At 73.1% G+C, this 25,880-nt stretch carries 24 protein-coding genes; 11 read left to right on the top strand and 13 right to left on the bottom strand.

Going from position 1 to position 25,880, the window contains the following annotated elements:
• Positions 1-111: 111 nt before the first annotated feature.
• The 5 genes from AB0B58_RS41555 to AB0B58_RS41535 all read right to left on the bottom strand — a co-directional run bounded on the left by AB0B58_RS41555 (position 112) and on the right by AB0B58_RS41535 (position 6,007).
• Positions 112-1,989 carry a hypothetical protein gene (locus AB0B58_RS41555; protein WP_360236676.1) on the bottom strand — a complete coding sequence of 626 codons (1,878 nt, stop codon included), beginning with the start codon at positions 1,987-1,989 and terminating at the stop codon, positions 112-114.
• A gap of 82 nt (positions 1,990-2,071) precedes the next feature.
• The gene (locus AB0B58_RS41550) at positions 2,072-2,554 is read right to left on the bottom strand and encodes a hypothetical protein (protein WP_360236673.1); all 483 of its coding nucleotides are present in this window, start codon (positions 2,552-2,554) and stop codon (positions 2,072-2,074) included.
• Between the two features lie 667 nt (positions 2,555-3,221).
• Positions 3,222-3,827, bottom strand: a complete 606-nt coding sequence (locus AB0B58_RS41545) for a hypothetical protein (protein WP_360236670.1) — start codon at positions 3,825-3,827, stop codon at positions 3,222-3,224.
• A 435-nt stretch (positions 3,828-4,262) separates the two neighbouring features.
• Complete coding sequence (locus AB0B58_RS41540; RefSeq protein WP_360236667.1) at positions 4,263-4,640, bottom strand: helix-turn-helix transcriptional regulator; 378 nt, start codon at positions 4,638-4,640, stop codon at positions 4,263-4,265.
• Between the two features lie 29 nt (positions 4,641-4,669).
• Positions 4,670-6,007 (bottom strand): SGNH/GDSL hydrolase family protein, encoded by a 1,338-nt coding sequence (locus AB0B58_RS41535; RefSeq protein ID WP_360236664.1) that lies wholly within the window; start codon positions 6,005-6,007, stop codon positions 4,670-4,672.
• A 45-nt stretch (positions 6,008-6,052) separates the two neighbouring features.
• Between AB0B58_RS41535 and AB0B58_RS41530 the strand changes: the two genes are divergently transcribed.
• From AB0B58_RS41530 to AB0B58_RS41510, 5 genes are all read left to right on the top strand, one after another.
• Positions 6,053-6,727, top strand: a complete 675-nt coding sequence (locus AB0B58_RS41530) for an adenosylcobinamide amidohydrolase (protein WP_360236662.1) — start codon at positions 6,053-6,055, stop codon at positions 6,725-6,727.
• Positions 6,728-6,888: 161 nt separating this feature from the next.
• A complete protein-coding gene (gene aqpZ / locus AB0B58_RS41525) occupies positions 6,889-7,710 on the top strand; it encodes an aquaporin Z (protein ID WP_360236659.1) in 822 nt (273 codons plus the stop codon).
• A 162-nt stretch (positions 7,711-7,872) separates the two neighbouring features.
• Positions 7,873-8,427 carry a M20/M25/M40 family metallo-hydrolase gene (locus AB0B58_RS41520; protein ID WP_360236656.1) on the top strand — a complete coding sequence of 185 codons (555 nt, stop codon included), beginning with the start codon at positions 7,873-7,875 and terminating at the stop codon, positions 8,425-8,427.
• The gene (locus AB0B58_RS41515; RefSeq protein ID WP_360236653.1) at positions 8,424-9,923 is read left to right on the top strand and encodes an MFS transporter; all 1,500 of its coding nucleotides are present in this window, start codon (positions 8,424-8,426) and stop codon (positions 9,921-9,923) included. Before AB0B58_RS41520 ends, AB0B58_RS41515 begins: the two co-directional genes overlap by 4 nt.
• Positions 9,924-10,069: 146 nt before the next feature.
• Positions 10,070-10,579 carry a DUF523 domain-containing protein gene (locus AB0B58_RS41510; RefSeq protein ID WP_360236650.1) on the top strand — a complete coding sequence of 170 codons (510 nt, stop codon included), beginning with the start codon at positions 10,070-10,072 and terminating at the stop codon, positions 10,577-10,579.
• Positions 10,580-10,622: 43 nt separating this feature from the next.
• Here AB0B58_RS41510 and AB0B58_RS41505 read toward each other — a convergent pair whose 3' ends face one another.
• The gene (locus tag AB0B58_RS41505; protein ID WP_360236647.1) at positions 10,623-11,045 is read right to left on the bottom strand and encodes a hypothetical protein; all 423 of its coding nucleotides are present in this window, start codon (positions 11,043-11,045) and stop codon (positions 10,623-10,625) included.
• A gap of 160 nt (positions 11,046-11,205) precedes the next feature.
• Between AB0B58_RS41505 and AB0B58_RS41500 the strand changes: the two genes are divergently transcribed.
• Positions 11,206-12,417, top strand: a complete 1,212-nt coding sequence (locus AB0B58_RS41500; protein WP_360236644.1) for a hypothetical protein — start codon at positions 11,206-11,208, stop codon at positions 12,415-12,417.
• Positions 12,414-12,773: a hypothetical protein gene (locus tag AB0B58_RS41495; RefSeq protein WP_360236641.1), complete on the top strand. Its 360-nt coding sequence runs from the start codon at positions 12,414-12,416 to the stop codon at positions 12,771-12,773. Before AB0B58_RS41500 ends, AB0B58_RS41495 begins: the two co-directional genes overlap by 4 nt.
• A 7-nt stretch (positions 12,774-12,780) precedes the next feature.
• Here the strand turns inward: AB0B58_RS41495 and AB0B58_RS41490 are convergent, their stop codons facing one another.
• Both AB0B58_RS41490 and AB0B58_RS41485 read right to left on the bottom strand, forming a co-directional pair.
• Positions 12,781-14,331 (bottom strand): glycerol-3-phosphate dehydrogenase/oxidase, encoded by a 1,551-nt coding sequence (locus AB0B58_RS41490; protein ID WP_360236638.1) that lies wholly within the window; start codon positions 14,329-14,331, stop codon positions 12,781-12,783.
• Positions 14,328-14,921, bottom strand: coding sequence for a TetR/AcrR family transcriptional regulator (locus tag AB0B58_RS41485; protein WP_360236635.1), 594 nt, complete (start codon positions 14,919-14,921; stop codon positions 14,328-14,330). Before AB0B58_RS41485 ends, AB0B58_RS41490 begins: the two co-directional genes overlap by 4 nt.
• A 17-nt stretch (positions 14,922-14,938) precedes the next feature.
• Here AB0B58_RS41485 and AB0B58_RS41480 point away from each other — a divergent pair, with 17 nt between their 5' ends.
• The 4 genes from AB0B58_RS41480 to AB0B58_RS41465 all read left to right on the top strand — a co-directional run bounded on the left by AB0B58_RS41480 (position 14,939) and on the right by AB0B58_RS41465 (position 20,313).
• Entirely contained in the window at positions 14,939-16,504 is a 1,566-nt protein-coding gene (locus AB0B58_RS41480; RefSeq protein WP_360236632.1) for an FAD-binding oxidoreductase, read from the top strand.
• A complete protein-coding gene (locus AB0B58_RS41475) occupies positions 16,501-17,397 on the top strand; it encodes a diacylglycerol kinase family protein (RefSeq protein WP_360236629.1) in 897 nt (298 codons plus the stop codon). Before AB0B58_RS41480 ends, AB0B58_RS41475 begins: the two co-directional genes overlap by 4 nt.
• 73 nt (positions 17,398-17,470) lie before the next feature.
• Complete coding sequence (locus tag AB0B58_RS41470; protein ID WP_360236626.1) at positions 17,471-19,093, top strand: class I SAM-dependent DNA methyltransferase; 1,623 nt, start codon at positions 17,471-17,473, stop codon at positions 19,091-19,093.
• Entirely contained in the window at positions 19,090-20,313 is a 1,224-nt protein-coding gene (locus AB0B58_RS41465; protein WP_360236623.1) for a restriction endonuclease subunit S, read from the top strand. The genes AB0B58_RS41470 and AB0B58_RS41465 overlap by 4 nt, the downstream gene beginning before the upstream one ends.
• 47 nt (positions 20,314-20,360) lie before the next feature.
• Here AB0B58_RS41465 and AB0B58_RS41460 read toward each other — a convergent pair whose 3' ends face one another.
• From AB0B58_RS41460 to AB0B58_RS41440, 5 genes are read right to left on the bottom strand one after another with little or no spacing between them, the layout of a single operon-like run.
• A complete protein-coding gene (locus AB0B58_RS41460) occupies positions 20,361-21,317 on the bottom strand; it encodes an ABC transporter substrate-binding protein (protein ID WP_360236620.1) in 957 nt (318 codons plus the stop codon).
• A 26-nt stretch (positions 21,318-21,343) separates the two neighbouring features.
• Positions 21,344-21,952 (bottom strand): ATP/GTP-binding protein, encoded by a 609-nt coding sequence (locus AB0B58_RS41455; RefSeq protein WP_360236617.1) that lies wholly within the window; start codon positions 21,950-21,952, stop codon positions 21,344-21,346.
• Positions 21,936-22,334, bottom strand: a complete 399-nt coding sequence (locus AB0B58_RS41450; protein WP_360236614.1) for a DUF742 domain-containing protein — start codon at positions 22,332-22,334, stop codon at positions 21,936-21,938. Before AB0B58_RS41450 ends, AB0B58_RS41455 begins: the two co-directional genes overlap by 17 nt.
• A gap of 32 nt (positions 22,335-22,366) precedes the next feature.
• A complete protein-coding gene (locus tag AB0B58_RS41445; RefSeq protein WP_184992928.1) occupies positions 22,367-22,792 on the bottom strand; it encodes a roadblock/LC7 domain-containing protein in 426 nt (141 codons plus the stop codon).
• A gap of 37 nt (positions 22,793-22,829) precedes the next feature.
• Positions 22,830-25,310, bottom strand: a complete 2,481-nt coding sequence (locus AB0B58_RS41440) for a nitrate- and nitrite sensing domain-containing protein (RefSeq protein ID WP_360236610.1) — start codon at positions 25,308-25,310, stop codon at positions 22,830-22,832.
• Between the last annotated feature and the right edge of the window lie 570 nt (positions 25,311-25,880).

The following is a 25,880-nucleotide window of genomic DNA, read 5'->3' as shown; positions in this document are numbered from 1 at the left end:
AGGTCAGCGGCTCGGTGGTCATGTTGTAACTGTCGGTGGCGGACCTCAACGCAGAGTCCAGCGGTAATCAAGAGGACGACAATCCTGCCCCGCCCCCACCTGGAACCGGACTTAGGCGGACGATACGGCCGTGATGGCGTTCCGGACGCTCGCCAGGAACTCCTCATCGTCCTCGATCGCACTGCTGGCCCCGTCGTGCGTGGCCCGCCGCGGATCGGCCAGCTCGGCGCGCAGCAGCGGCTCGGCCGCCGCCGCACGGGGGCCCAGCTCCGCGAAGCACTCGGCGAGCCCGGTGTGCGCGTACCGCGCGTGCCGCCAGCCGTCGAGCATCGCGGGCAGGGCGGCGTCGGCGTCGCCGGTGATCCGCCACAGCGCCACCGCCGCCCGGTGGCCGTCCCCGGGCACGGCCATCGCCTCGCGTACGAGGTCGGCGAGGGGCGCGGCGGCCGGACCGACGTCGGCCAGCGAGGAGACGATGCGCTGCCGATCCCAGGGATCCGCCATCAGGCGCCGGTACGCCGGCAGCAGCTCGCCGAAGTCGACGCCGATCGCATGCAGGGCGTCCGCCGCCCAACGGGCGAGCGACGAGTCCTCGGCGTCCAGCAGGCCCCGCAGGCGGGGTTCGGCGTCCGCGGCGGCCGGTCCCAGCGCGGCGACCGCCCAGACGTCGCTGATCTTCGGCTTGGCCGAGTCCAGCGCCGTGAGCAGGATCGGCAGGGACTCGGGCGCCAGCGCCGGCCGGCCGTAGGCGAGGGCGCGGAACCGCTCGGTGTCGCCGGCGGCGAGACAACGCCGGGCCGCGTCGATCACCATCGGCTCGGCCTCGGGCCCGAGCCGCCGGACCAGGCTCGCCGGGTACCGCGGCAGCCGGTCGCCCGCCAGCACCTGCCCGACGGCCGGCAGGATCCGGGGGTCACCGGCCGCCGCGAGCGCGTTCACCAGCGCATACGTGGCCCCCTCGGACAGCCAGAACCCGCCCTGCCCCGAGTCGTACGCGGGCTCGCCGGCGGCGAGCGCCCGCTCGACCTGTGCCAGCATCGCGTCCGCGGCCGGCGCGGCCAGCGGGCCCAGCTCGGTGAGGGTGTAGATCGCGATGCGCCGCCGCTCCCGGTCGGCGCTATCGAGGTGCTCGGCGAAGGCGCACACCAGCTCGGTGTAGTCGCCGCGCCAGCTCTTGGACATGCCGCCGGTCGCCCAGCGGGCGTTGTTCAGCCAGTCCGCCGACGCGCCGCGGACGGCCCGGGCCAGCAGCCGCACCCGGGTCGGCACCCGGTCGCCCAGCGCGGACCCGATCGACCGCAGGTCGCCGCCGCCGGCGTGCAGCAGATCGAGCAGCATCGGTACCGGGTCGTCCGCGCCCTCCGCGCCCTCGTCGGTGCAGCGCAGCCACTCGGTCAGGGCGGCCAGCCGGACCCGGGGGTGCGGGTGGTCGCGCGCGAGTCCGGCGAACCAGTCCCCGGCGCCTGGGGCGTCCAGCGTGCCGACGGCCTCGACGATCTCCACCTGCACCGCCGCGCTGGGCTCGGCCGCGACCCGGCCCATCAGCACGGTCGCGGTGCGCTTCGCGTGGTCGGGACAAGCCAGCATGGCCGCGACGGCCGCCCGCCGGACCTTCGGCCTCGGGTCGGCGAGGGCCAGCCGCTCGTACAACGGGTACGCGACCTGCACCGCCCGGTGCGCGCGTTCGGGCCACTCGCCCCGCCGGCCGTCGCCCGCCGACTCCCCGATGCTTGCGAGCAGCCGCAGCGCCCGGGGACGGCCCTTCAGGCCCGGGGTGCCGGCGGCCTCGATCAGGAAGGGCACCGTCTTCGTGGTGCACTCGTAGATGTCGCCCTGGTGGTGTACCGCCATGTTGTAGGCCTCGCCGGCCCAGGCGCGCCGGCTGCCGTCCCGCGACACCAGGCCCCGGATCAGGCGCGGCACCTCGCCCGCCGTCCCGTACGCGTGCCGCATCGAGGCCCAGTCGATGTCGTCCAACCCAGCGAACACGGATACTCCTCCAGACGTGGCGGCGGGGAATCGTAGCGATCTTCTACGATGCGCGCCACGCGCTTGCCCGGACGTACCCGGGTCAGGAGCAGTGCTGTGCGACCGGGGAGAGCCACTGCTTCAGGGTGGGGCCGAGCACCGTGTCCACGTCCTGGTCGGTCTTCACCGCACGGATGAACCCGGTGTCGTCGGCCTTGGCCTGTATCCCTTCGGCGGTCCGCTCGCCGTCGGCCCGCAGCTGCGGGTCGGTGCTGTCGCGCGTGGCCGCGCGGATGGCGCCCGCGAACGCGGTCAGCGACCGCCGCACCTGCCGCTGCGGCTCCTTGTCGTCGCCGGCACCCTGCCGTGCGGCGACCAGGTCGGAGAGTGCCTCGGCGAACGGGGCGAGGTTGCGGCCGTACACCTGGCCGAGGGCCTCGCAGGAGGACCGGAGCGAGCCGTCGGCGGGCTGTGCCGCCGCGCTCGCGGGGAGCGGCGTGCGAGGGACGCCCGGCGTCGCGGCGCCGCAGGCGGCCGCCGGGAGCAGCACACCGCCGATGACCAATGCCCGCACGGCCCGGCGCATCGGATCCTCCTGCCGATCGGTTCCGGGGGAGCGGCGTATTGGGAGCGCTCCCATGCTGCCCTGGACCATACGTCGTGACGCCCCGGGAGTCCAGCGACGCTCCTCGATGGCGGCCGGCCCGGTAGGGCCGGCCCGGCCGAAGCCCTGACCTTCCGGCGAGCTGGAGCGTGCGGTGGGTCCCCCTGCGGTGGATGAAGAAGACAGGTAGGGCCTATGCGTTCCGGCCCTACCTGTCTTCTTACTTCCTTTTTTGCTTCTCGGACTAAAGGCTCTAGGGAGTGAGCGTCTTAGGAGTTTCGTCGCTCTGGGTCTTGTGCTGACTCTGCTGAATCAGCTTTCCGGCGGGCGGGTAGGCCTTCTCCCACCCGTCTGAGTGCTCCCACGAGCGCCAAGAATTGTTAACCTTGACCCGGACCCAACTGTGGCCCGCGCAGGTGCCGCTGACTTCCTCGGTCTCGGCCTCCCCGACCCAGACACTCGCATGCCACCTGCAAAGGCCATCACCGTTGTAGCGGTCGATAAACGCGCCCGCAGCTTGAGCGGAGGAGGGGAATACCATCGCACCTGCAACGATCGCAGCGCTCAACACCAGAGTCCGTGCTAACCGCGGCCTTGTCCTCTTACTGGTCATTGACGAAAATCCCTTCATGTGAAAACTAGCCATCCCTCATCCACTGACGTGGATTGAACGCGAGGGATAGATTTTATGTGCGGACTCTTGGATGCATTTGACGACAGTCTTGAACGCCGGCTTTCCCCCGCTGGCAAGCAGATCGTGCACGTTCGTCTCGGTCATCGTTGGTTGAATCCCATGCTGCTTCAAGCAAGCCTGTGACTCTTTGAGTACTGCGGGATTCATGACTGGCTTGGATGACGTCACGAAGGCTTCCTGGATCTTTTCCAGGTAGGCCCTCTGGCAGCCGTCCCCGTAGCCCAGGACCTCATCGTCCGACAGTTTCTCATTACCGAAGGTGAAATCTATCGTCCGGTTTGCGACGGGATCCCAGCCCTCGTTAGAAAACGTCAGATTGTATCGCGAAAAGCATTCGCCGACCGCTTTCACCGCTTGTTCATAATCGCTGCGGCTCACCGAACGATCGGCCATCAGCTTCGCCTGTAGTTCTTCGCCCTTTTTGGTATCGCGATCGTCGATGCGGAAGTTCTGCTGCTTGTCCGCAGCTGCTTGGCCGCTCGGTGGTTCTTTGGCAGCACTGCAGCTTGCCAGTCCGCATGCCAGCAACGCTATGACTATTGATAACCCCGGGTAACGCATGACTATCTACCTTGCGATAAGGGGGTGCAGAGAGGGGACACAGATGGGTCTGCCCTCTCGCCGGTGTTCATCCCCGCGATTTTGTCGTGCAAAAACTGATAGCGAACTTGCCCCCGAGAAGGAAGGCGTGGCCCGTTCCGGTTCCCGTCGAGCGGGCTAATCGGGGAGTATTGCGCCAAGCACCTTCGTTGCTCTGGATGACCGAGTGGTCACTGGCAGCCAGGGCGGCGGTGCACGACGGCAACTGACAGCAGCGTCGCGGCGATGCCGAGCCCGGCCCCGAACGAGACCCTTCGAGTGTTTTCTGACATGCGAACCTCTTCCCCCGAGTCGGTCCCTATTTTCTCAACCGATTAGGTCAAGGTCATCTGCGCGTAGAACCTAACAAGGTTTCGCTCCCGATTTGGTGTGACATATCTCATCTTGGTCGCGTGTCTAGTGACGCTTCGTCCACCTCGGTGGTCTGCCGCAGGTTCTCCGCCACATCGAGTTCGTGCGCACGATGCCTCCCGTCGCCGGTCGCTGCCAGTCAAGACCCGTGCGGGCGGTCGGCGGTATGGGGGAGAAGCCCCATCCGGCGCCGTGCGTCAGCCGCCGAGCCAGTCGTTGCCCAGGGCGGTGACCACCCGCGGCCGTGGGGTTGGAGGCTCCGGTCTTGCGCATGATCGCGCCGACGTGCTTCTCGACGGTCTTCGTGGACAGACCGAGCCGGCTCGCCATCTCGTGGTAGGTCAGCCCCTGGCGCAGCAGCTCGAGCACCTCGGCCTCCCGTGGCGTGAACGGCGGCGGACCGGACCGGACGTGCGCACCCACCGAGTAGGGCAGGCCGGCCGGACCTCCGATCAGCGGCCGGCGCCCGCGGCGACGGCCGGATCGCCGGTGACCGCGCCGTCGAACAGCCGCAGCGGGATCGCGTCGGCCATCGCCCGCATGCCCGCGTCGTTGGGGTGCAGATGGTCGCCGCTGTCGTACCGCGCGAGCAGGCGCCCCGGCCGTGCCGGATCCCGCACCGCCCGGTCGAAGTCGATGATGCCGTCGTACTCGCCGCTCGTGCGGATCCACCGGTTGGCCGCGATCCGCTTGGCCTCGTTGGCCTCGCTGTAGTAGCCGGGGATGGCGGTGTCCTCGAACGGCGTCAGGGTGGCGCCGAAGATCCGCAGGCCGCGCTCGTGCGCGCGGGCGATCAGCTGCCGGTATCCGAAGATCATCTCGTCGACGGTCACCGCCTCCGAGGGCGGGGCGATCGACGTGGGGAGTCCGATGTCGTTGATGCCGAGCAGCACGATCACGTAGCGCGCGCCGGGCTGGGCCAGCACGTCGCGATCGAAGCGGTCGAGCGCGCTGTCGCCGAGGGTCGGCCCGATCCCGGCGAACGGGCCGTCGGCCACCGTGTTGCCGTCGTGCAGCAGGCGGTTGCCGCCGATGCCCTTGTTGAGCACGCCGAGGTCCCGCGGCGCGGCCCGGTCCCGCAACCGTTCGGCAAGCAGGTCCGGCCACCGCCGGTCGGCGTCGAGGGTGGTGGTCGCGCCGTCGGTGATGGAGTCGCCGAACGCCACGACGGAGGCGGCCCGCGGCGCGGCGGCGACGCTGACGCCGGACAGGAAGTGCCAGGACGTCGAGGTCGTGGCGCCGGGCAGCGTGGGGGAGCGGGTCACGTTGCCCGGGGCGATGTAGTTGGTCTGGAAGGCGGAGCTGTGCACGGTCGCGGCGGGCGTGCGCCGCGGCAGGTGGATGCTCACCGCCAGGTCGGACCCGGCGGGCGCGGTCAGCGCCACCGGATCGCTGAGCGCGGGCGCGCCGGGCGGGACGGAGAACGAGGATCGCCCGCCGAAGGTGAGACCGCGGTCCGTCCCGGCGACGATCTCCGCCCCGGTGGCACGCCGGGCGATGCGCACCTCGCCGATCGCCAGCGGCTCGGTGCCGTACTCGTTGGACAGCCGGACCCGCAGCGAACGCCCACCGACGCTGATGTGGACGATCTGGCGCAGCGTCTGGTCCTCGAACACCGTCGCCGGCACCGGCGGGGTGGCCGCCCCGGTCACCGCCGTGCTCCAGGTGCCGGTCCAGGCGGCCGGCGCGCCGGCGGCGACGGCCGGGCCGGTGCCGGCGAGAACCGCGACGCCGCACGTCGCGGCCAGGCCGGTGGACAGCCGCCTGAGCCTGGTCGTGGGTCCAGCCATCTTCGACCTCCGCGATTTCGAGACTACGGCCGTTAGGGTCGGGAAGTGATCGCCGAACCGATTCTGACCCACCGCGCCGAGAGCGGCCACGACATTCCACTGCTGATCTGGCGCCTGCCCGAGCCGGTGTTCGCGATCTCGTCGGCGGTGCTCGGCGGCGGGATCGGGCCGTGCGGGTGGCTGGTCAACGCGAGCGTGCCGATGTCGTACGACCGGGGCGACCCGGCCGCGCACCTGCGCGAGATCGCCGTCGGGCTCGGGCTGTCCGGGCCCGGCGTCGGGCTGCTCACCGGCGTCGACGTCGCCGACGTGGTGGCCACCGACGACGGCGGGGTGCGGCTCTGGGCCACGGTCGGCCTCGGTGCGCCGATCCAGGCCGCGGCCGACGCCGGCCTGGCCGCGCCGCACGCCGGCACGGTCAACATCGTGGCCTGGGTGCCGCGGCGGCTGAGCGACGGTGCCCTGGTGAACGCGGTCGCCACCATCACCGAGGCCAAGACGCAGGCGATCCGTGAGCTGGGTCTGGCCGCCACCGGCACGGCGACCGACGCGGTCGCCGTGCTCTGCCCGCCCGCCGGCCCGGCGGCGGACTACGCCGGCCCGCGTTCGCAGTGGGGACAGCGGCTGGCCCGCGCCGCGCACCGGGCCGTCCTCGACGGCGGCGCGGTCAACCTCGCGGGCGTGCAGTCATGGTCCGACCGGCAGGCCACCGCGGGCTGACGTCCGGGATCGGGCAACTCGCCTCGCCGCAGGCCCGCCCGCATTAATCTTGGCCTGTAGCCGACCCCGACGCCACGGCGGAGCGAGGCGCACCGCAGCCGCGCGTCCGGGCCCGCGCGGTACGTCCGTCGCACCCGTCGGTTGATCCTTGGGAGCTTCTCATGACTCTTTCCAGGCGCCTGGGTGCCGAGTTCATCGGCACCTTCTGGTTGGTGCTGGGCGGGTGCGGCAGCGCGGTGCTGGCCGCGACGGTCTCGGGCGGCGGCATCGGGATGCTCGGCGTCGCGCTGGCCTTCGGCCTCACCGTGCTGACCATGGCGTACGCGTTCGGGCACATCTCCGGCGGGCACTTCAACCCGGCGGTCACCATCGGACTGTGGCTCGGCCGGCGGACACCCGGCCGCGACGTGGTGCCATACATCATCACCCAGGTGGCGGCGGCGATCGCCGCGTCCGGCGTGCTGTGGGTCATCGCGTCCGGCCAGGCCGGCTTCAGCGTCTCGGCCAGCGGATTCGCCGCCAACGGGTACGGCGAGCACTCGCCGGGCGGGTACGGCCTGGCCTCCGCGGCCGTCGCCGAGCTGGTGATGACGGCGGCGTTCCTGATGGTCATCCTCGGCTCGACCGACAGGCGGGCGCCCAAGGGCATGGGCCCGCTCGCGATCGGCCTGTGCCTGACCCTCATCCACCTGGTCATCATCCCGGTCACCAACACCTCGGTGAACCCGGCCCGCTCGACCGGCCCGGCGCTGTTCGTCGGCGGCTGGGCGCTCGCCCAGCTGTGGCTGTTCTGGCTGGCGCCGATCGTCGGCGGGGCCGTCGCCGGCATCGCCTACCGCCACGTGGTCGGCGAGGAGGGCACCGAGGAGATCGCCGAGGAGGCGCAGGACACGGCGGCGGCCGAGACCTCCGCGGGCGACCTGCCCGGGTTCCACCCCAGCGCGGAGGAGCTCCGACGGCGCAAGCAGCAGCACACGCGTTGACATACCGCGCGTCTATGTCGCGCAAGGTCATCCGATGCGGATGAGGTGGCTGTGCGTATCCCGCCACACGATGGGTGGTGTCTGACGAATCGCGGCACGGCCACGGCTCCCCCCGGCCGCTCCGCGTCATGGGGCGCAACCGGACCGGAGCGGAGCGCAGCGATGCAGGCAGATGAGATCGCGGCCCGGACCGCCGCCCTGATGCCGGGCCTGATCGAGGACCTGGAGAAGCTGGTGGCGATCCCGTCGGTTGCCTTCCCCGGCTACCCGCCCGAGCCCGTGGAACGGATGGCCGAGGAGACCCTGCGGATGTTCCGGGCGGCCGGGTTCACCGACGCGCGGCTGATGGAGGTGCTGACCGGCTACCCGCCCATCTACGGCGAGGTCCCCGGGCCCGAAGGCTCGCCGGTCGTGGTGCTCTACGCACACTACGACGTGCAGCCCGCGCCCCCGGAGCAGGGCTGGACGAGCGACCCCTGGACGGCGACCCGCAAGGACGACGGCCGGATCTACGGCCGGGGCGCGGCCGACGACATCGGCGGCCTGGTGACCCACCTCGGCACGATGGCCCCCGGCGCGGAGTTCGTGCTCTGGGGTCCCGAGGACGTCGCCGCCGCGCGCATCCACTCCTCCGACGAGAGCGTCGACCCCCGCGAGATCGAGAGCATGGTCGTCGCGCAGGCCCTGCTCCTTCAGCGCCTGGGAGGAGCGGGATGAGCGACACCGACACCGCCCGGGGAGTGCGGGGCGTGCTGATCGCCGCCTGTCTGTCCACTCTGGTGGTCAACGCGAACACGTCCGCGGTCAGCATCCTGCTCCCGGCGATCAGCGCCGACACCGGCACGTCGGTGACGACCCTGCAGTGGGCGGTGACCGGCTATTCGCTGGTGGGGGCCGCGACCATCGTGACCTCCGGCTCGCTGGGCGACGTGTTCGGGCGAAGGCGCATCTTCCAGCTCGGCCTGGTGCTCTTCATCGCGTCCTGCGTGCTGATCGCGCTCTCCGACTCGGGCGGCATGGTCATCGCGGGACGCGCCATACAGGGCGCCGCCGGCGCGACGATCCTGGCCTGCGGACTCAGCCTGCTGTCGGTGGCCACCCGCGGCGCCGAGCAGCTGCGGGCGGTCTCCTACTGGGGTGCGGCGGCGGCGGTCGGCGCCGCCGCCGGGCCGCTGCTCGGCGGCGTACTCGTCGAGCTGACCGGCTGGCAGGCGCTGTTCTGGGTGGACGCCGGCGTCGCCGCGGTGTGCATGGTGCTGACGGCCGCCACCGTGGCCGAGTCACGCGACCCCACCCGGTCCCGCTCGATCGACGTCGCCGGGAGCCTGCTTGTCGCGCTCACCCTCATGCCCTTCGTGCTCGCGCTGAGCAAGGGCGGCGACTGGGGATGGGCGTCCGCCGCCACCCTCGGCAGCCTGGCGCTGGCCGTCGCCGCCGGATTCGCCTTCGTGGCCGTGGAGCGCCGCGTCGCCGTACCCATGCTCGATCTGGCGCTGTTGCGCAACCGGATACTGGTCGTCTCCACCATCGCCATCCTCATCGGCGCCGGCACCATCAACGGGTTGATGTATCTGGTCAGCCTCTACTTCCAGGACCCGCAGACGCTCGGCTTCAGCCCGCTGCAGGCGGGCCTGGCCACCCTGCCGGCCACCGCCGGCCTGGTCGCGGTCGCGGCCTTCGTGCCGCGCCTCGCGGCGCGGTTCGGCGGCCGCCAGGTGGTCGCCGCGGGCTTCGCGATCACCGCCGGCGGGTTCGCCGCGATCGGCCTGGTCGAGGCCTCCTGGAAATACGCGGCGTTCGTCCTGCCGCTCGTCGCCATAGCCCTCGGCATGGGACTCTCCAACGGCCCGGCCTCGTCGGCGGCCACGGCGTCGGTCTCGTCGGCCCAGGTCGGCGCGGCGTCCGGCGTCTCCAACATGGCCCGCTACGTCGGCGCGGCCGTGGCGACGGCGCTCGCCGCGACGATCTACGGCACCGTGATCGCGAACCGTACCGCCGAGGGGGAGTCGGGCGCCGACGCCCTGTCGGCCGGCCTGGCGGCGGCGTCCTGGACCATGGCGGCGTTCAGCCTCGCCGGCGTCGTGATGGCGGTGGTAATGGGCCGGCACCGCGCCGCCCGGGGCACCCTTGCCGACTCGGCAGCGGCCGCGGGCGCGCACGTACACACGCTGCCCACCTCGGCAACGGCAGGTCACCCCGTGGACGGCCCCTGACCTGCGTACCGAACCCGGCTAAAATCCGCATCCTGCGGCCTGGGGAGGGGTTCCATGCGTGGCGCGGTCGCTCAGCCCGCCGTGGGCGGCACGGTCCTCGCGCAGGCCGGTGATGCACCGGGCGAGGCGGTCGTCGCGGATCTGCCATGTTGAAGGTGCTGGTGAGCGGCTGCCTCGGCGGCGTGCCGATCCGGTTCAACGGGACCGGCGTGCAGGCCAGCTCCCCGATCTGGCGGCAGTGGGCCGCCGAGGGGCGCCTCGTGGCGCTGTGCCCGGAACTGGCCGTGGGGTTCCCGGTGCCGCGCCCGCCGGCCGAGATCGTCGGTGGCAGCGCGGCCGACGTGCTCGATGGCCGGGCCCGGGTGCACGAGTTGCCGGGCCGCGACGTGACGGAACTGTTCCAGGCGGCGGCGCAGCGCGCGGTGGACCGGGCGATGCAGGCGGGCGTCGGAATCGCCGTCCTGGTCGACGGCAGCCCCACCTGCGGCAGCACCTACGTCCACGACGGAACCTTCGCGGGCGTCACCGTCGCCGGGCGTGGCGTCGTCGCCGAGGCCTTGCACCGCCACGGAATCCCGGTCTTTCCCCACCACGACCTGGGCCGGGCCGCGGCCACCCTCGCGGACCTGGAACGCCGGAGCGCACCGCGTGGGTGAGAGGGCCGGACCCGGGCGGGTCGGCCCTCTCCGCCGGCTTCCGTCACCGGCAGCGCCACACGACCGCCTGGATCGTGCCGGTCGCGTCGTCCGACTGTCCGCCGACGGTGCGTCCGTCGTCGCTCAACGTGCTCGCGCTGTTGGCCAGCCCGCCCGGCTCGTGGCCGGCCAGATCCGGCAGCACCACCGTCCTGCCGGCGACGAGCACCGCACGCCCCTGCCTGTCCACGCCGACCTGCCAGCCCTGCGCGTTCACCGCGCCGGCCGCCGTCGTCAGCTCGGCGAAGACGCGCACCTCGCCGGTGCGCACGTTCCACCGGACCGCCGCGACCCGGGCGCCCGCCAGGCCGCGGGCCTTCGCCTTCCTGGGATCCTCACCCTTGCCGCCGACGCCGTTGGTGGCCAACCCGGTCGCCCAGCCGTTGCGGATGCCGAAGACCCGGGCGGTCGCGGCCGGTTGGGTCATCAACCCTCAGACGGGCGTGGACGACGGCGCGGTTGTCCGGTCCGGCGGATTGACTTCGCAGGCGCCGCCCGGCTGACGCGCATGTGACACGCCCGTAGCCTGTCTGCCGCATCGCCGATCTGTCAGCCTGGACGGGAGCATGTGGACTCCGGGGGTTCCGGTGTACGAATACTCTGTTCAGCGATCTCGGCCCGAGACCGTGCCGGAGGCGGAGGCGCAGCGGGAGGACACCGCGGCCGCGCCCGAGGCCGGTCCGGCGAGCGGCCTCGCCCGGTTCCTGCTGTCCCGCACCGCGGATCGCCGGCAGCCGGGACCGGCCGCCCCGCGCGCGCGGAAGCCCACCCTGCTGGACCTGGCCGCGCCGCGGCCGGGAGTGCCCGCGGCCGAGGACCCGCGGATCTTCCTCCTGGATCGCGTGCTTGCGCCGGAGGTGTGGGGCAGCGCGGGCATGAAGGGGGAGACCCGGCCACGGCGGACCTACCCGATCGCCTGGCCCGGGACCTCGCGGCCCACCCAGGTCCGGCCGGAGTACCACGGCGTCGGCGTCCTGCAGGCCGCCACCCACGCGCACGGCCGGATCCGCAGCCGCGGGCTCGGCCTGCTGTTCCCGCCGCACACCGTGCACGCCCGGGACTCGACGTCGGTGGTGGTCGGCGACAACTGCGAGCTCACGCAGGTCGATCACGTACACGTGCGGCAGGCGGTGGTGGCGCAGGACGACGCGCTCAGGTCCGCCCGGGTCAGGGACATCGTCGCCCGGGCCGAACCCGGCCGGGACAACGCCCGCGTCGTGCGTGACCTGCGCGCGGCGCTGGACGACCTGGTGGAACGCCCGGCGGAGACAGGCCCGACGAGGATGTCCCGGCGGATCCGCGCGGACTGCGTGCCGTCCATACACCGGGCGGCGACGGTCCAGCTCGGTGACGACGCCCTGACCCGGCTCGACTCCCGGTACGTGGTGGAGCGGACGGTCGTGCCGGCGGGCGCGCTGCTCGCCGACAGCGAGGAGCTGGCGCGCCGCTACGTCGACCTCTCCGCCGGCGCGCGCGACGATCCCGGCGCCATGGCCGGGTTCCTCGGCGACCTGGTCGGCGCCGCGGACAACGCCGCGGACGAGAACGTGCTCGGCTACGCCGACGGGCTGCCGGAGCAGCGTGCCACCGTGCTCGGGCTGTTCGGGCTGGTGACGGTCGACCGCGCCACCAGCGTCATGATCGGTGTCGGCAACCGGCTGCACACCGAACTCGACCTGCAGACCGCCGCGTTCCGGTCCGACCACGACATCCGCCGCGGCGTGGAGCGGCACCGGGCGAGCCGGCCGCCGGAGCCGCCGGCCGCCGACGCCGACGGTCCGGACCGGTGGTCCCGGTGAGGTTCTGGGCGACCGCCGCCGGGTTCGCCCTGGCGTTCGTCGCCGCCGGCGTCTTCTTCGCGACGCGCCGTTCGCTCGGCGAGGCCGACCAGTACGCCAGCGTCGGCAGTTTCCTGCTGGCGCTGGCCACCCTCGGCGGTACCGCGGTCGTCGCCGCGCGCAGGCGCGGGCCCGGCCCGCCCGCGGCGCCGGGTGCGGGTGCCGCGGACAGCGGTGACGGCGCCGGCGGGAGCCGAATCCGGATCGGGAAGATCGAGAACGTCGGTCACCTGGCGGTCGGCGACCACACCACGGCGCACATCCACAACGACGGCACCGGCGAGCCGCCGGGCCGCAGGCGGCGACCCGGGCGGTGACCGGCCGTCACTGCCCGGCGGTGGCCGCCGCCCGGGCGACGGCGGCCCGGGCGGCCGGCAGCGCCCGCTCCCGGTCGGCCGGCGCCAGCCCGATCCGGGTGCGCCGGTCGAGCAGGTCGTCCTCGTCGAGCGCACCCTCCTCCCGCAGGCTCCACAGCAGCTCCGCGCCGGTCACGGCGACTCCGGCGGCGACGGGCTCGGCCAGCGACGGGTCGTCGGCGGCCAGGGCCGCGACGGCCGCCGCCTCGGTGCCGTAGCGGGCGACCAGCCGTGGCGGCGCCGAGATCCGGGCCAGCCGCTCCGGCGGCGCTGCGCCGACCAGCGGCAGCCGGGCCGTGCGGCAGCGCCCCATCGGGAGCCCTCGGGCGGTAAGCGCCGCGTCCAGGGCGTCGCGGGCCATCCGCCGGTACGTGGTCAGCTTTCCGCCGACGATCGTGGTGACCCCGCCGGGCGAGGTGTGCACGGCGTGCCGGCGGGAGAGGTCTGCGGTGCTGTCGGCGGCGCCGGCCAGCAGCGGGCGCAGCCCGGCGAACGCGCCGATCACGTCCGCCTCGGACGGCGCCGGGTACACGGCGGTGGCGAGCACGTCGAGCAGGAAGCCGCGCTCGGCCGGGCTGGGCTCGGGGACGTCGGGCACCGGCCCGTCGACGGGTTCGTCGGTCAGCCCGAGGTAGATCCGGCCGTCCTGCTGGGGCAGCGCGAACACGAACCGGTTGGTCTCGTCGGGCACGGGAATGGTGAGCCCGGCGATCTGCGTGCCGAGGGCGCCCGGGCGCAGGACGAGGTGGGTGCCGCGGGACGGGCGCAGCCGCACGGCGGGATCCAGCTGCTCCGCCCACACGCCGGTCGCGTTGACGACGGCCCGGGCGTTGAGCCGGTGCTCCTCGCCGGTGAGGGTGTCGGTCACGGTGGCCCCACCGCCGTGCAGTTCGGTGACGCGGCACCGGGTGAGGATGCGGGCGCCGTGGCCCGCGGCGGTGCGGGCCAGTGCCACCACGAGCCGCGCGTCGTCGATCAGCTGGCCGTCCCAGCCGATCAGGCCGCCGCGCAGCCCGTCGCGGCGTACCGCGGGGACCAGCCGGTGCACCTCGGCCGGGGCGATCCGGCGCGAGCGCGGCAGCCGGCGGGCGGGCGTGCCGGCGGCGGCGCGCAGCGCGTCGCCGGCCGCGAAGCCGGCGCGGGTCAGCGCGGCCCGTCCGCCGGAGATCAGCGGGGTGAGCGGCAGGACCGACGGTAGCGGGTTGACCAGGTGCGGTGCGACCCGGCGCAGCAGGATGTCGCGCTCCACCGCGCTCTCGTACGCCAGGCCGACGTGCCCGCCGGCCAGGTAGCGCAGGCCGCCGTGCACCAGCTTGGAGCTCCATCGGGAGGTGCCGAACGCGAGGTCGTGCGCGTCGACGGCGGCGACGGTGAGCCCGCGGGACGCGGCGTCGAGGGCGACTCCGGCCCCGGTGACGCCGAGCCCGACGACGAGCACGTCGACGCGGGCGCCGGCGGCCAGCTCGGCCAGTTCCCGGCGGCGGCGTGCGGCGGTGAGGGCGGTGCCGGTGCCGGTCACGGCGCGAGGTACCGGTCGAGGAGCAGCCGCAGCTCGCCGTCGAGGTCGGCCTCGGTGATCCCGTCGGTCATCGTGGCGGCCGAGATGACGAAGCCGTGTAGGGCGAGCAGCACGGCGCGGCCGAGCAGCTCGGCCGGGGCGGTGCGCACCGAGCCGTCGGCGTGGCCCTCGGCGATGCTCTGCATCAGCCCGGCGAGCATCCGGTCCTGGCTGGTTCCGCGCCGGTCCACCAGGTACGGCAGCAGCACCTCCGGGTCCAGCTCGACGATGCGGCGGAACACGGGGTGCCCGCGCAGTTGCCGGGCGCCGGTGGCCAGGCCGTCGACGAGCCGGTGCCGGGCGTGCTCGCCGTCCGCCCCGGCCTGTGCGCGCTCCGCGAGCTCGGTCCACTCGCGGGTCATCAGGTCGCCGACCAGCGACGCCATGTCGGGCCAGCGGCGGTACATCGTCATGCGGGAGACGCCGGCGCGGCGGGCCACGTCGGTGAGCGTGGTGCGCCGCAGCCCGACGGCGAGTACGCAGTCGCGGGCGGCGTCGAGCAGCGCATCTTCGGTCGTACGCCGCTCAGGGGTGTTACGACTAGACGTCATGTGTCACAGTGTAACCCATGAATGACCTGCGCTACGTGGCCCGATGGGGCGACCCCGCCGACGCCGTGACCCTGCCGTCCGGCGTCACCTCACTGCTCGGCACCGCGCTGGGCGTCGACGCGCCCCGCCCCGCCGCGCACGCCGCGGTGCTGCCCTGCGCCACCCTCGACGCCCCCGTGCTCGACGACCTGCGCGCCGCGTGCGCGCGGGTGGACACCGACGACGCCGCCCGGCTGGCCCACGCCGCCGGCAAGTCCACCGAGGACCTGCTGCGGCTGCGCGCCGGCGACGCGCCCGGCGCACCGGACGCGGTGGCCCGGCCCGGCGGCCACGACGAGGTCGCGGCGCTGCTCGCGGTCTGCGCGCGGCACCGCGTGGCCGTCGTTCCGTTCGGCGGCGGCACGTCCGTGGTGGGCGGCCTCGCCGCTGACCGCGAGGGCTACGCCGGCGTGCTCGCCCTCGACCTCGCCGGCCTCGGCCGGTTGTTGCGGCTCGACCCGGTGTCGCGCACCGCGACGTTCGAGGCGGGGGTGCGCGCCCCGCACGCCGAGCGGCTGCTGGCCGCCGAGGGTCTCACGCTCGGCCACTTCCCGCAGTCCTTCGAGTACGCCAGCCTCGGCGGCTTCGCCGCCACCCGCTCCAGCGGCCAGGCCTCCGCCGGCTACGGCCGATTCGACCGGATGGTCGTCGGGCTGCGCGCGGCCACCCCGATCGGCACGCTCGACGTCGGGCGCGCGCCGGAGTCCGCGGCCGGCCCCGACCTGCGGCAACTGCTGCTCGGCTCCGAGGGTGTGTTCGGGGTCGTCACCGAGCTGACGCTGCGGGTGCGCCCGGCCCCGGCCGCGCAGCGGTACGCCGGATGGACGTTCCCGTCCTTCGCCGACGGCGCCCGCGCGCTGCGCTCGCTCGCACAGGACGGCCCGCTGCCGACCGTGCTGCGGCTCTCCGACGAGACCGAGACCGCGATGAACGCGGCCACCTCCGGCCAGGCCGCCGACGGTGGTTGCCTGGCCGTGGTCGGATTCGAGGGCACCGAGGCCGACGTGGCCGCCCGCGCCGACGGAGCGTCGCGGCGGCTGGCCGAGCTCGGCGGCACGTCGCTCGGCGAGGCGCCCGGCGAGCAGTGGCGCGCCGGTCGGTTCCGGGCGCCGTACCTGCGCGACGCGCTGCTCGACGCCGGCGCCCTCGCCGAGACGCTGGAGACGGCGACGTTCTGGGACCGGCTGCCCGAGACGTACGCCGCCGTGCGCGACGCGCTCGTCGAGACGCTCGCCGCCGCGGGCACCCCGCCGATCGTGCTCTGCCACATCTCGCACGTCTACGAGACCGGCGCGTCGCTCTACTTCACCGTGGTGGCCGCGCAGGCGCAGGACCCGGTCGCGCAGTGGCGCTCGGCGAAGGTCGCGGCGAGCGACGCCATCGCCGCCACCGGGGCGACCATCACCCACCATCACGGCGTGGGCCGCGACCACCGGCCCTGGTACGCGCGCGAGATCGGCCCGGTCGGCGCCGCCGCCCTGCGCGGCGTCAAGGACTCGCTCGACCCGCACGGAATCCTCAACCCGGGAATCCTGCTGCCGTGAGCCGCGAAGTCTTCACCGCGGTGGTGAACCCGGCGGCCGGTGCGGGTGCCGCCGCCGGCCGGATCACCCGCCTGGCCCGGGCGCTGCGCGAGGGCGGCGCCGCGGTGACGGTCACGTACAGCCGCGGCCTCGGGCACGCCACCGAGCTGGCCGCCGAGGCTGCCGCCCGGGGCCACGCCGTACTCGCCGCCGGCGGCGACGGGCTCGCCGGCGCGGTCGCCGCCGGCCTGGCCGGCACGGACGCCGAGCTGGCGGTCATCCCGGCCGGGCGCGGCAACGACCTGGCCCGTGCCGTCCCGTTGCCCGACGACCCGGCGGCGGCCGCCGCCGCGCTGCGTACGCTGCCCAGCCGCGCCGTCGACGTGGCCGAGGCCGACGGCCGGGTCGTCGTCGGCAGCGTCTACGCCGGCATCGACGCCGCCGCCAACGACTTCGCGAACCGCCGCCGGCTGCCCCGCCGGCCGTTCGCCTACCAGCTCGCCGCGCTCGCCGTGACGGTCACCTGGCGCCCGGTCGGCTACACGCTCACCGTCGACGGCGAGACCGTGCGGCTGTCCGGGCACACCGTCGTCGTCGCCAACGCACCCTGGTACGGCGGCGGCCTGCGGGTCGCGCCGGACGCGCTCCTCGACGACGGCCAGCTCGACCTGGTCACCGTCGGCGCGCTGTCGCGCCGCAAGCTGGTGCCGGTGCTCGCCGCGCTGCGCCGCGGCGCACACCTCGGCCTGCCGGGCATCGCGACCCGGCGCGTCCGGCAGATCACCATCGCGGCGGACCGGCCGCTGCCCGTGTACGCCGACGGCGAGCCGCTCGGCCGCGGCCCGGTCACCGTCCGGGTGCGGCCGGCCGCCCTGCGACTGATCGGGGTACCGGAGCCCGCCGCGTCGTATTGATGCGGACGCCGACCCTAGAGTGGTGTCTCCGGTCGGGGCGCAGGTCGGCACCGAGAGAGAACGGGATTCACCATTGCCTCCACGCAAACGCGCCACCCCGCGGGGTGAACCGTCCGGCATCTCCAGCACCCGGCAGATCCAGGACATCCTCTGGAGAACCGCCGACAAGCTGCGCGGCTCGGTGGACGCCGCGCAGTACAAGGAGTTCGTCCTCGGCCTGGTCTTCCTCAAGTACGTGTCGGACGCGTTCGCCGAGCGCCGCGGGCAGGTCGCCGCGGGCCTGTCCGGCGTGCCGGAGAGCCGGCGGGCCGCGCTCCTGGACGACCGCGGCGAGTACACCGGCGCCGGCGTCTTCTGGGTGCCGGTGACCGCCCGCTGGGACCACCTGGCCGAGAACGCGGCCGGCGCCACGGAGGGCGTCGGTGCGCTGCTCGACAACGCCATGACGGCCATCATGCGGGAGAACGGCCCGCTCGAGGGCGTCCTGCCCACGATCTTCGATCGGGGCGACGTCGACTCCAGGCGGCTCGGGGAACTCGTCGGCCTGATCAGCGACGCCCGGTTCACCGGTCACGGCGACCGGCCGGCGCGGGACGTCCTCGGCGAGGTCTACGAGTACTTCCTCGAGCGGTTCGCCCGCGCCGAGGGCAAGCGGGCCGGCGAGTTCTACACCCCGGCCGGCGTCGTGAAACTGCTGGTCGAGGTGCTGGAGCCGTACCACGGCCGGGTGTACGACCCGTGCTGCGGTTCGGGCGGCATGTTCGTGCAGGCCGGCAGGTTCGTGGCCGCGCACGCCGGACGCGGCCGCGACGGCGACATCGCCATCTTCGGCCAGGAGGCCAACGAGCGCACCTGGCGGCTGGCGAAGATGAGCCTCGCCATCCACGGCATGGACCCGTCGGGGATCGGCGACCGCTGGGCCGACACCTTCGCCGACGACCGGCAGCCGGACCTGCGCGCCGACCACATCATGGCCAACCCGCCGTTCAACATGTCCGACTGGGCGCGCCGGGAGGACGACCCGCGCTGGCGGTACGGGGTGCCCCCGCGGGGCAACGCCAACTTCGCCTGGCTGCAGCACATCGTCTTCCACCTGGACGATCGCGGCAGCGCCGGCGTGGTGCTGTCGAACGGCTCGACGTCGTCGCAGCAGTCCGGCGAGGGCGAGATCCGCCGGGCGCTGGTCGAGGCGGACCTGGTGGCGTGCATGGTGGCGCTGCCGCCGAACCTGTTCCGCACCACCGCGATCCCGGCCTGCCTGTGGTTTCTGACCCGGGACAAGTCGCCGCAGGGGAGCGAGGCCCTGTCCGACCGGCGCGGCGAGACGCTCTTCATCGACGCCCGGGGGCTGGGCACCATGGTGGACCGCACCGAACGGGTCCTCACCGACGCGGACATCGCGAGGATCGCGGACACCTACCACGCCTGGCGCGGCTCCAGGTCGGCCACGACCCGCGGCCGGACTTACGTGGACGTGCCCGGCTTCTGCCACTCCGCGCGGCTGGACGAGATCGCCGCACACGACCACGTGCTCGCACCCGGCCGGTACGTCGGCGCCGCCGACGCCGGGGAGGACCCGGACGCCGAACCGCTCGCCGACCGCATCGAACGCCTGACCAAGGAGCTGTACGCACAGTTCGAGGAGTCGGCCCGCCTCGAGGCCGTCATCCGCGAGAAGCTCCGGGGCGTCTCGTGACGGTGGCCGCACCCGGATCCTGGTCGCGCTCCACCCTGGGCGAGCTGTGCGCGGCCGGCGGCGGCGACATACAGACCGGCCCCTTCGGCAGCCAGCTGCACGCCCGCGACTACGTCGAAAACGGCATACCCAGCGTCATGCCGCAGAACATCGGCGACAACGTGATCGACACGGACGGCATCGCCCGGATAGCCCCGGCGGACGCGCGGAGGCTGTCCCGCTACCTGCTCGCCGAGGGCGACATCGTGTACTCGAGGCGCGGCGACATCGAACGCCGCGCACTGATCGGCGCCGAGCAGGCCGGCTGGCTCTGCGGCACCGGATGCCTGCGGATCCGCCCGGGAGACGCGGTGCACTCCGGCTACCTGTCCTACTACCTCGGCCACCCCGAGGTCCGGCGGTGGATCGTGCGGCACGCGGTCGGCGCCACCATGCTGAACCTCAACTCCAGGATCCTGGGCGAGGTCCCGGTCGTCCTGCCGCCGCGCGCCACGCAGGAGGCGGTGGCCGGCGTGCTCGGGGCGCTCGACGACAGGATCGCGGTCGGCGCGCGGATCGCGGACACCTCGCGGCGGCTGAACGCCGCGGTGTTCGCCGCGGCGGCGCGCGAGTCCGGTGAGGAGCGGACGATCGGCGACATCGCCGGCTTCCTGAGCCGGGGCCAGACCCCCCGGTACACGCCGGACTCCTCCGGCATGCTCGCCGTGAACCAGCGCTGCGTCCGCGGCGGCCGGGTCAGCCGGGATCCCGCCCGCCGAACCGAGGCGGGCAGGGTCCGCGAGGACCGGATCCTGCGCCGCGACGATGTCCTCGTCAACTCGACCGGCGTCGGCACGCTCGGCCGGGTGGGAATCTGGTCGCACGACGACGCGGCGACCGTCGACTCCCACGTCACCATCGTGCGGATCGGCGCGGGGATTCCCGCGATCGTGGGAGCATTCGCCGTCCTGGCCGCCCAGGAGCGGATCGCGTCGCTCGGCGAGGGCTCGACGGGGCAGACCGAGCTGAGCAGGGCGAAGCTGGCCTCGGTCGTGGTGCGGATTCCGGGCGGCGGCATCGACGCGCTGGCCGCGCGGTTGTCCGCGGTGGAGGAGCGGGCCGACGCCGCGCTCGCGGAGTCCCGCATGCTCGCCGGCCTCCGGGACACGCTGCTGCCGGCGCTGCTTTCGGGCCGGCTGCGGGCCGGCGACGCAGCGCAGGCCCCGTCGCCTACGGCCTGACCGCCGGTGGGTGCCGGGGTCAGGCCGCGTTCAGGCGCCGGGCGTGATCAGCGGGGAATCCACTGCTGCCAGGTCGTGCGGTGCGAGTCCAGCCAGCGCTTCGCGGCGGCGTCGCGGGACAGCTTCTTCACGGTGATGTCGCGGGCGACCGCGTTCTGGTCGTCGTTGGTCCAGCGGAAGTTCTTGATCAGATCGGCGGCCGGGCTGCCGGAGTCGACGAAGGCCTTCCTCGCGATCTTGTCGAGGTCGTACGGCTGGTAGTCGCAGGCCACCGTCTCCGGGTCGGAGTCGCAGCCCGGCTTGTACAGCGGCAGCGGGATGTGCACCAGCTTGATCTCCGACAGCAGCCACTGCGGCGTGTAGAAGTAGCCGATCAACGGCTTCTTACCGGCTTCGGCCTTCTTGAACTCCGCGATCAGCGCGTCCTCGCTGCCCGCGTAGACCACGCTGTAGTTGAGCTTCAGGTTCTTGATCAGGGAGGCGTCGTTGGTCACGAACGACGGGTCGCCGCCGAGCAGCTGGCCCTTGCCCTCGGACTTCTCCGTCACGAACAGGTCGGCGTAGTCGTTGAGGTTCTTCCACTTCGTGATGTTCGGGTACTGCTCGGCCATCCACGGTGGCACGTACCAGCCGATGACGCCCTTGTTGCCGGTCAGGCCCTGTTCGACCGCGACCTTCTTGTCGTCGATGTAGGTCTTCTTCAGGTCGTCGTGGCCCCAGTTCTCCAGGATGACGTCGACCTCGCCGCTGGCCAGGCCCTCCCACGACTCGTCCTCGGTGAGGTCCGTCTCCACCACCTTGCAGCCCAGTTCCTGCTTGAGCAGGTAGCTGACCACCGCGACGTTTGCCGCGTAGCCCACCCAGGGGTTGACGGCGATCGAGACGGTGCCGCAGGGCGTGCGCTCCACGCCGGGCGGGGCGGTGATCGCGGTCGCGGAGTCACCGCAGGCGGCCAGGGCCACCACGCTCAGCAGGGCCGCCAGCCGGCGCGTACGTGTGAACATCGACGTCCGTTCCCTAGTTGATTCGTTCACCACGTCGCCACCGGCCGCTCGCGGCTCAGCCGCTTGGCGAGTACCTCCTCGGTCAGGGCGACCAGGATCTCCTTGACCGACCCGCGGTGCCGCGCGTCGCACTCCAGGACCGGCACGTCCGGGCCGATGCCGAGCGCGTCGCGGACCTCCTCGAGGTCGAAGCGCTGGGACCGGTCGAAGGTGTTGACCCCGATGAGGAACGGGATCTCGTGTTCCTCGAAGTAGTCGATCGCGGCGAAGCAGTCCTCGATGCGGCGGGTGTCGAGCAGCACGATGGCGCCGAGCGCGCCGTCGACCAGGTCGTCCCAGAGGAAGGCGAAGCGGTCCTGGCCGGGGGTGCCGAACAGGTACAGCAGGAGCGCGTCGTCGAGGGTGATGCGGCCGAAGTCGAGCGCGACGGTGGTGGTGGTCTTGGACGCCACCGCGGAGGTGTCGTCGATGCCGATCGACCGCTCGGTCATCTCGGCCTCGGTCACCAGCGGCTCGATCTCGGAGATCGCGCCGACGAAGGTCGTCTTGCCCACGCCGAAGCCGCCACTGATGACGATCTTGACCGCCACCGGCGGCAGGGGCGCCGATACCGGTTCACTAGAGCGCCCGTACACGATCCCTGATCCTTTCGATCAATGCGATGGGAAGTTCACCGAGCTGCTCCTCGATCCGCACGTAGCCGTCGGTCACCAGGTCGGCGACGATCACCCGGATCACGCCGAGCGGAACGCCCAGTGCGACGGCCAGGTCCGCGATCGACATCGGCGCCTGGCAGAGCTCGACGATCCGGCGTGACTCGAAGCGCAGGGGAGCCGACAGCGCCGCGGGGGAGGCGTGCAGCAGCGTCTCGATGCGCAGCCCGTCGTGCAGCGGGCGGGTCCGCCCGCCGGTGAGCATGAACGGGCGCACCACGAGCTCGTCCTCGGGTTCCGGCGCGCGCGGTCCGGGCGCCGGCGGCGTCCAGGCGGGCGGCATCGAACCGGTGTACGGGCTCATGTGGGGTTCCGGGCCCCACTCCCCCCGGTGGCTCATCGCGGTAGGTACTGCCGGGACTCGGATATCAGCGCCGGGGTGAGCAGGGCGCCGAACCGGTCGGCCAGTAGGGAGATCTCGTATCCGACCAGGCCGACATCGCTGTCGCCGCCCGCGACGACGCCCAGGCAGCTGCCGCCCGCGATGACCGAGACCAGCAGGAAGCCGCGCCGCATCTCGATCATGATGAGCTTCAGGCCGTCGAAGTCGTAGCGCCGCGACGCACTGCGCGCGACGCTGGCCAGGCTGGAGACGATCGCCGCCAGGTGGTCGGCCTCGGCCCGGCTCAGCCCGTCCGAACTGGCGATGAGTAGGCCGTCGGAGGACACCGCGACCGCGTCGCGGACCCCGTCGGTCTGGTGGACGAAGTTGCCCAGCAGCCAGTTGAACTGGTGCCGGTCGGCAGACGTGTCAACGCTCATGAGACTTCTTTCGACCTCGGGGCGGGGGTGGGGGCGGTCACGGTCGATCGGCGGGTTCGGTGCTGCCGCGCTGCACGCCGCTGCGGAACGCGGTCAGCCGGGCGCGCACCTCCTCGGGGGAGTCGCCGACCGGCGCCGGGCGCTCGGCGGTGCGGGTGGGTGCCGCACCGCCGCCCGCGGTGGCCGCCGCGCCCGGCGTCGCGGCCTTGCGCGTACCGGGGTTGCGTTTGCGCAGGCCGTTGGGGGTGCGGTCGGCGTCGTCGGTGGGCGGTCCGAAGGAGTACATGTCCATGTCCATGCCGAAGGTCGACGAGGCCATCGCCGCCTCGTACCGGGCGGTAGAGGAGTTGCCGGTCGGGTCGGCCGGCTGCGTCCGCACGGCGGGGCTGCCGGCGGCGGTGACGTATTCGATGGTCGTCGGCCGGATGCGGCTGTCGGTGGCCGGCGGCGGGTCGGCGGGCGGCATGGTCAGCACCTGCGTGATCGCCGGGTCGGATGACTCGAGGGCGCGCGGGCGCTCCATGCTGTGCACCGGTTCGGGCGCCGGCGGTGCCGGGCGCTGCGGCGCGGACACCGACTGCGGGTTGGCGAGCATCGACGGCGGCAGCACGATGCGTGCCGTCACGCCGGTCACCGGCGACGGGGCGAGCTGCACGTCGATGCCCATGTCGGTGGCGAGCCGGCCGACCACGTAGTGGCCGAGGAAGCGGGTCGGCGCGGTGATGAAGTCGCCCTCGCCGCGCAGGCGCTGGTTGGCCAGTTCGAGGTCGGCGCGGCTCATGCCGATGCCCTGGTCGGTGATGGCGATCAGGTAGTTGTCGCCGATGCGGCGTCCCTGGATCTCGACGTCGGCGTCCGGCGGGGAGAAGGCCAGGCCGTTCTCCACGAGCTCGGCGAGCATGTGCGCGACGCCGCTGACGACCGCGCCGGCGACCAGGGTGTCGTCGACCCGGCGCAGCTGGACGCGCCGGTACTCCTCGACCTCGGAGACGGCGGCGCGGATGACGTCGGCGATCGGCAGCGGCTCCGACCACTGCCGCGGGCTGGCCGCGCCGACCAGCACCAGCAGGCTCTCCGCGTTCCGGCGCATGCGGGTGGCGAGGTGGTCGAGCTCGAACAGGTTCGCCAGCCCCGTGGGGTCCGACTCCTCGCGTTCGAGGCTGGTGATGAAGCCGAGCTGGCGGCGCAGCAGGTTCTGGTTGCGGCGGCCCAGGTTGGCCAGCGACTCGGTGGTGCTGCGCCGCAGCATCGCCTGCTCGGTGGCGAGGGAGTAGGCGGTGGCCTGCACCCGGTCGAGGGCGTCGGCGACGAGGCGGACCTCGTCGCTGGCGCCGGCCGGGATCCGGACGGTCAGCGGCGGCGCGTCGTCGTCGCCGGAGGTGGCCCTGCGTACCGCCTCGGGCAGCTGCTCACCGGCGAGCCGGTTGGCCTCGTCGGCGAGGGTGGCCAGCGGCCTGGCGATCGAGCGGGACGCCACGGTGGCCAGGTAGACCGAGCCGGCGAAGCAGAGGATCACGGCGCCGATCAGGAGGCCCATCCGGGTGCTGGCCTGGTCCTGCAGGGTGGCGGCGCGGGCCTGGATGACCGAGCCGACGTGTTGCTGAAGCTGCCGCATGTCGTCGAGGACGGTGGTCTGCGATGACCACCAGGACTGCGGGTTGACCTGGAGGTTGCGCCCGTCGCCGGCGTTCAGCGCGACCTGCTCGAAGTAGGCGGCGGTCTGGGCGGCGCCGGTGTTGAAGACGTAGTCGCGGGCCTTGAGCTGGGTGTCGGTGGCGTAGCGGGCGAACGTGGCAAGCGCCGCGTCCTCGGCCGAGCGCATGGTGACGAACTGGAGGAACTCGCCGCGGTTGAAGCCGCTGGCGGAGAAGACGCCGTTGAGGAACGCGCGCTTCTGCGCGGTGCTCTCCTTGGCGTCGCCGAGCGCCTCCAGGGCCGAGACGCCGCGGCGCAGCGCCGGGTCGGCGGAGCTGTCGAGGCCGTAGTCGACGTTGCTCAGTTCGGCGATGCGGCCGGTGTAGAAGGTGAAGGTCGGCGCGCGGTCGGCGGCGCCCGCGTCGGTGCCGGCCCGGACGCCGGCCAGGCCGTCGAGCTGCCGTACGGCGGTGGCCACGCGATCCTGCGCGACGCCGCCGGAGGCGATCAGGTCCTCGACCTTGCGGCGCTGGTCGTCGACGCGCTGGCGGGCTGGGGCGAGCTCGGCCTTGAAGCCGACGTTGCCGCCGAGCAGGCCGGCCGTGAGACCACGCTCGGTCTGCAGCTCCTGCACCAGGTCCTGCACGGCGAGCACGAGGGTGACGGCGCGGGCCGAGGCGGCCGCCGTGCGGTAGTTGTCGACCTCGATGACGGTGATGACGCCGAGCAGGATGAGAACGGCGGCGACGGGTAGCGTGAGGGTTCGAACGACGCGCCGGCGGATCGTGCCGCCGGAACCGGCCGTGAGCACGGCCGGGAAGGCGCCGGCGGCGGGCGCGTCGCCCATGTCGTGGCCGGCGGTGCGGGGACGGGGGATTCTCATCGGTCTACCGCCGCTGGAGTGGTGCGGCGGCGGTGGCGCCGGGTCCGGGCCGGACGCCGATCGTGATCGGGCCTGCGGCCGGACAACTCCCTGCGGACACGCAAACTCTCCTTGGGCCTTGGGGGCGGCTGGGCCTTGCCGTGGCTTCCGGACCATATCGATGAGCCGACCGGTAGTCCACGATGTACCACTAACGAAAGCGAAAACTACTCAGTCCGACTCACGTTGCGAGTGAACTGTCGGGTTTGTCGTTTAGCTGGGAGCGGTTCATTCGATCATCGATCAGAGGGATCATGCTGCCGCCGGAAGATTTCGATCAGATTTCGATTCCGGCGCGGGTCCGAGACCGGTGGCCGGTCAGGAGCGTGTGAAGTGGACGCCGACCATCGCGCGGCGCCGCCGGGCGCCGCGCGATGATCTACGACTGGTCTGTCAGGCGGCCGAGGGAATCCACGGCTTCCAGGTGGCCTCGTGTTCCTTGGCCCACTTCTCGCCGGCTGCTTCGGCGGTCATGCCCTGGTTGGTGATGTAGTCGGAGACGAGGTTCTGGTCCTCGTTGGTCCATTGGAA

This window comes from Actinoplanes sp. NPDC049118 (assembly GCF_040648555.1).
GTDB lineage: Bacteria > Actinomycetota > Actinomycetes > Mycobacteriales > Micromonosporaceae > Actinoplanes.
This window is presented reverse-complemented; position numbering and strand designations above follow the sequence as displayed.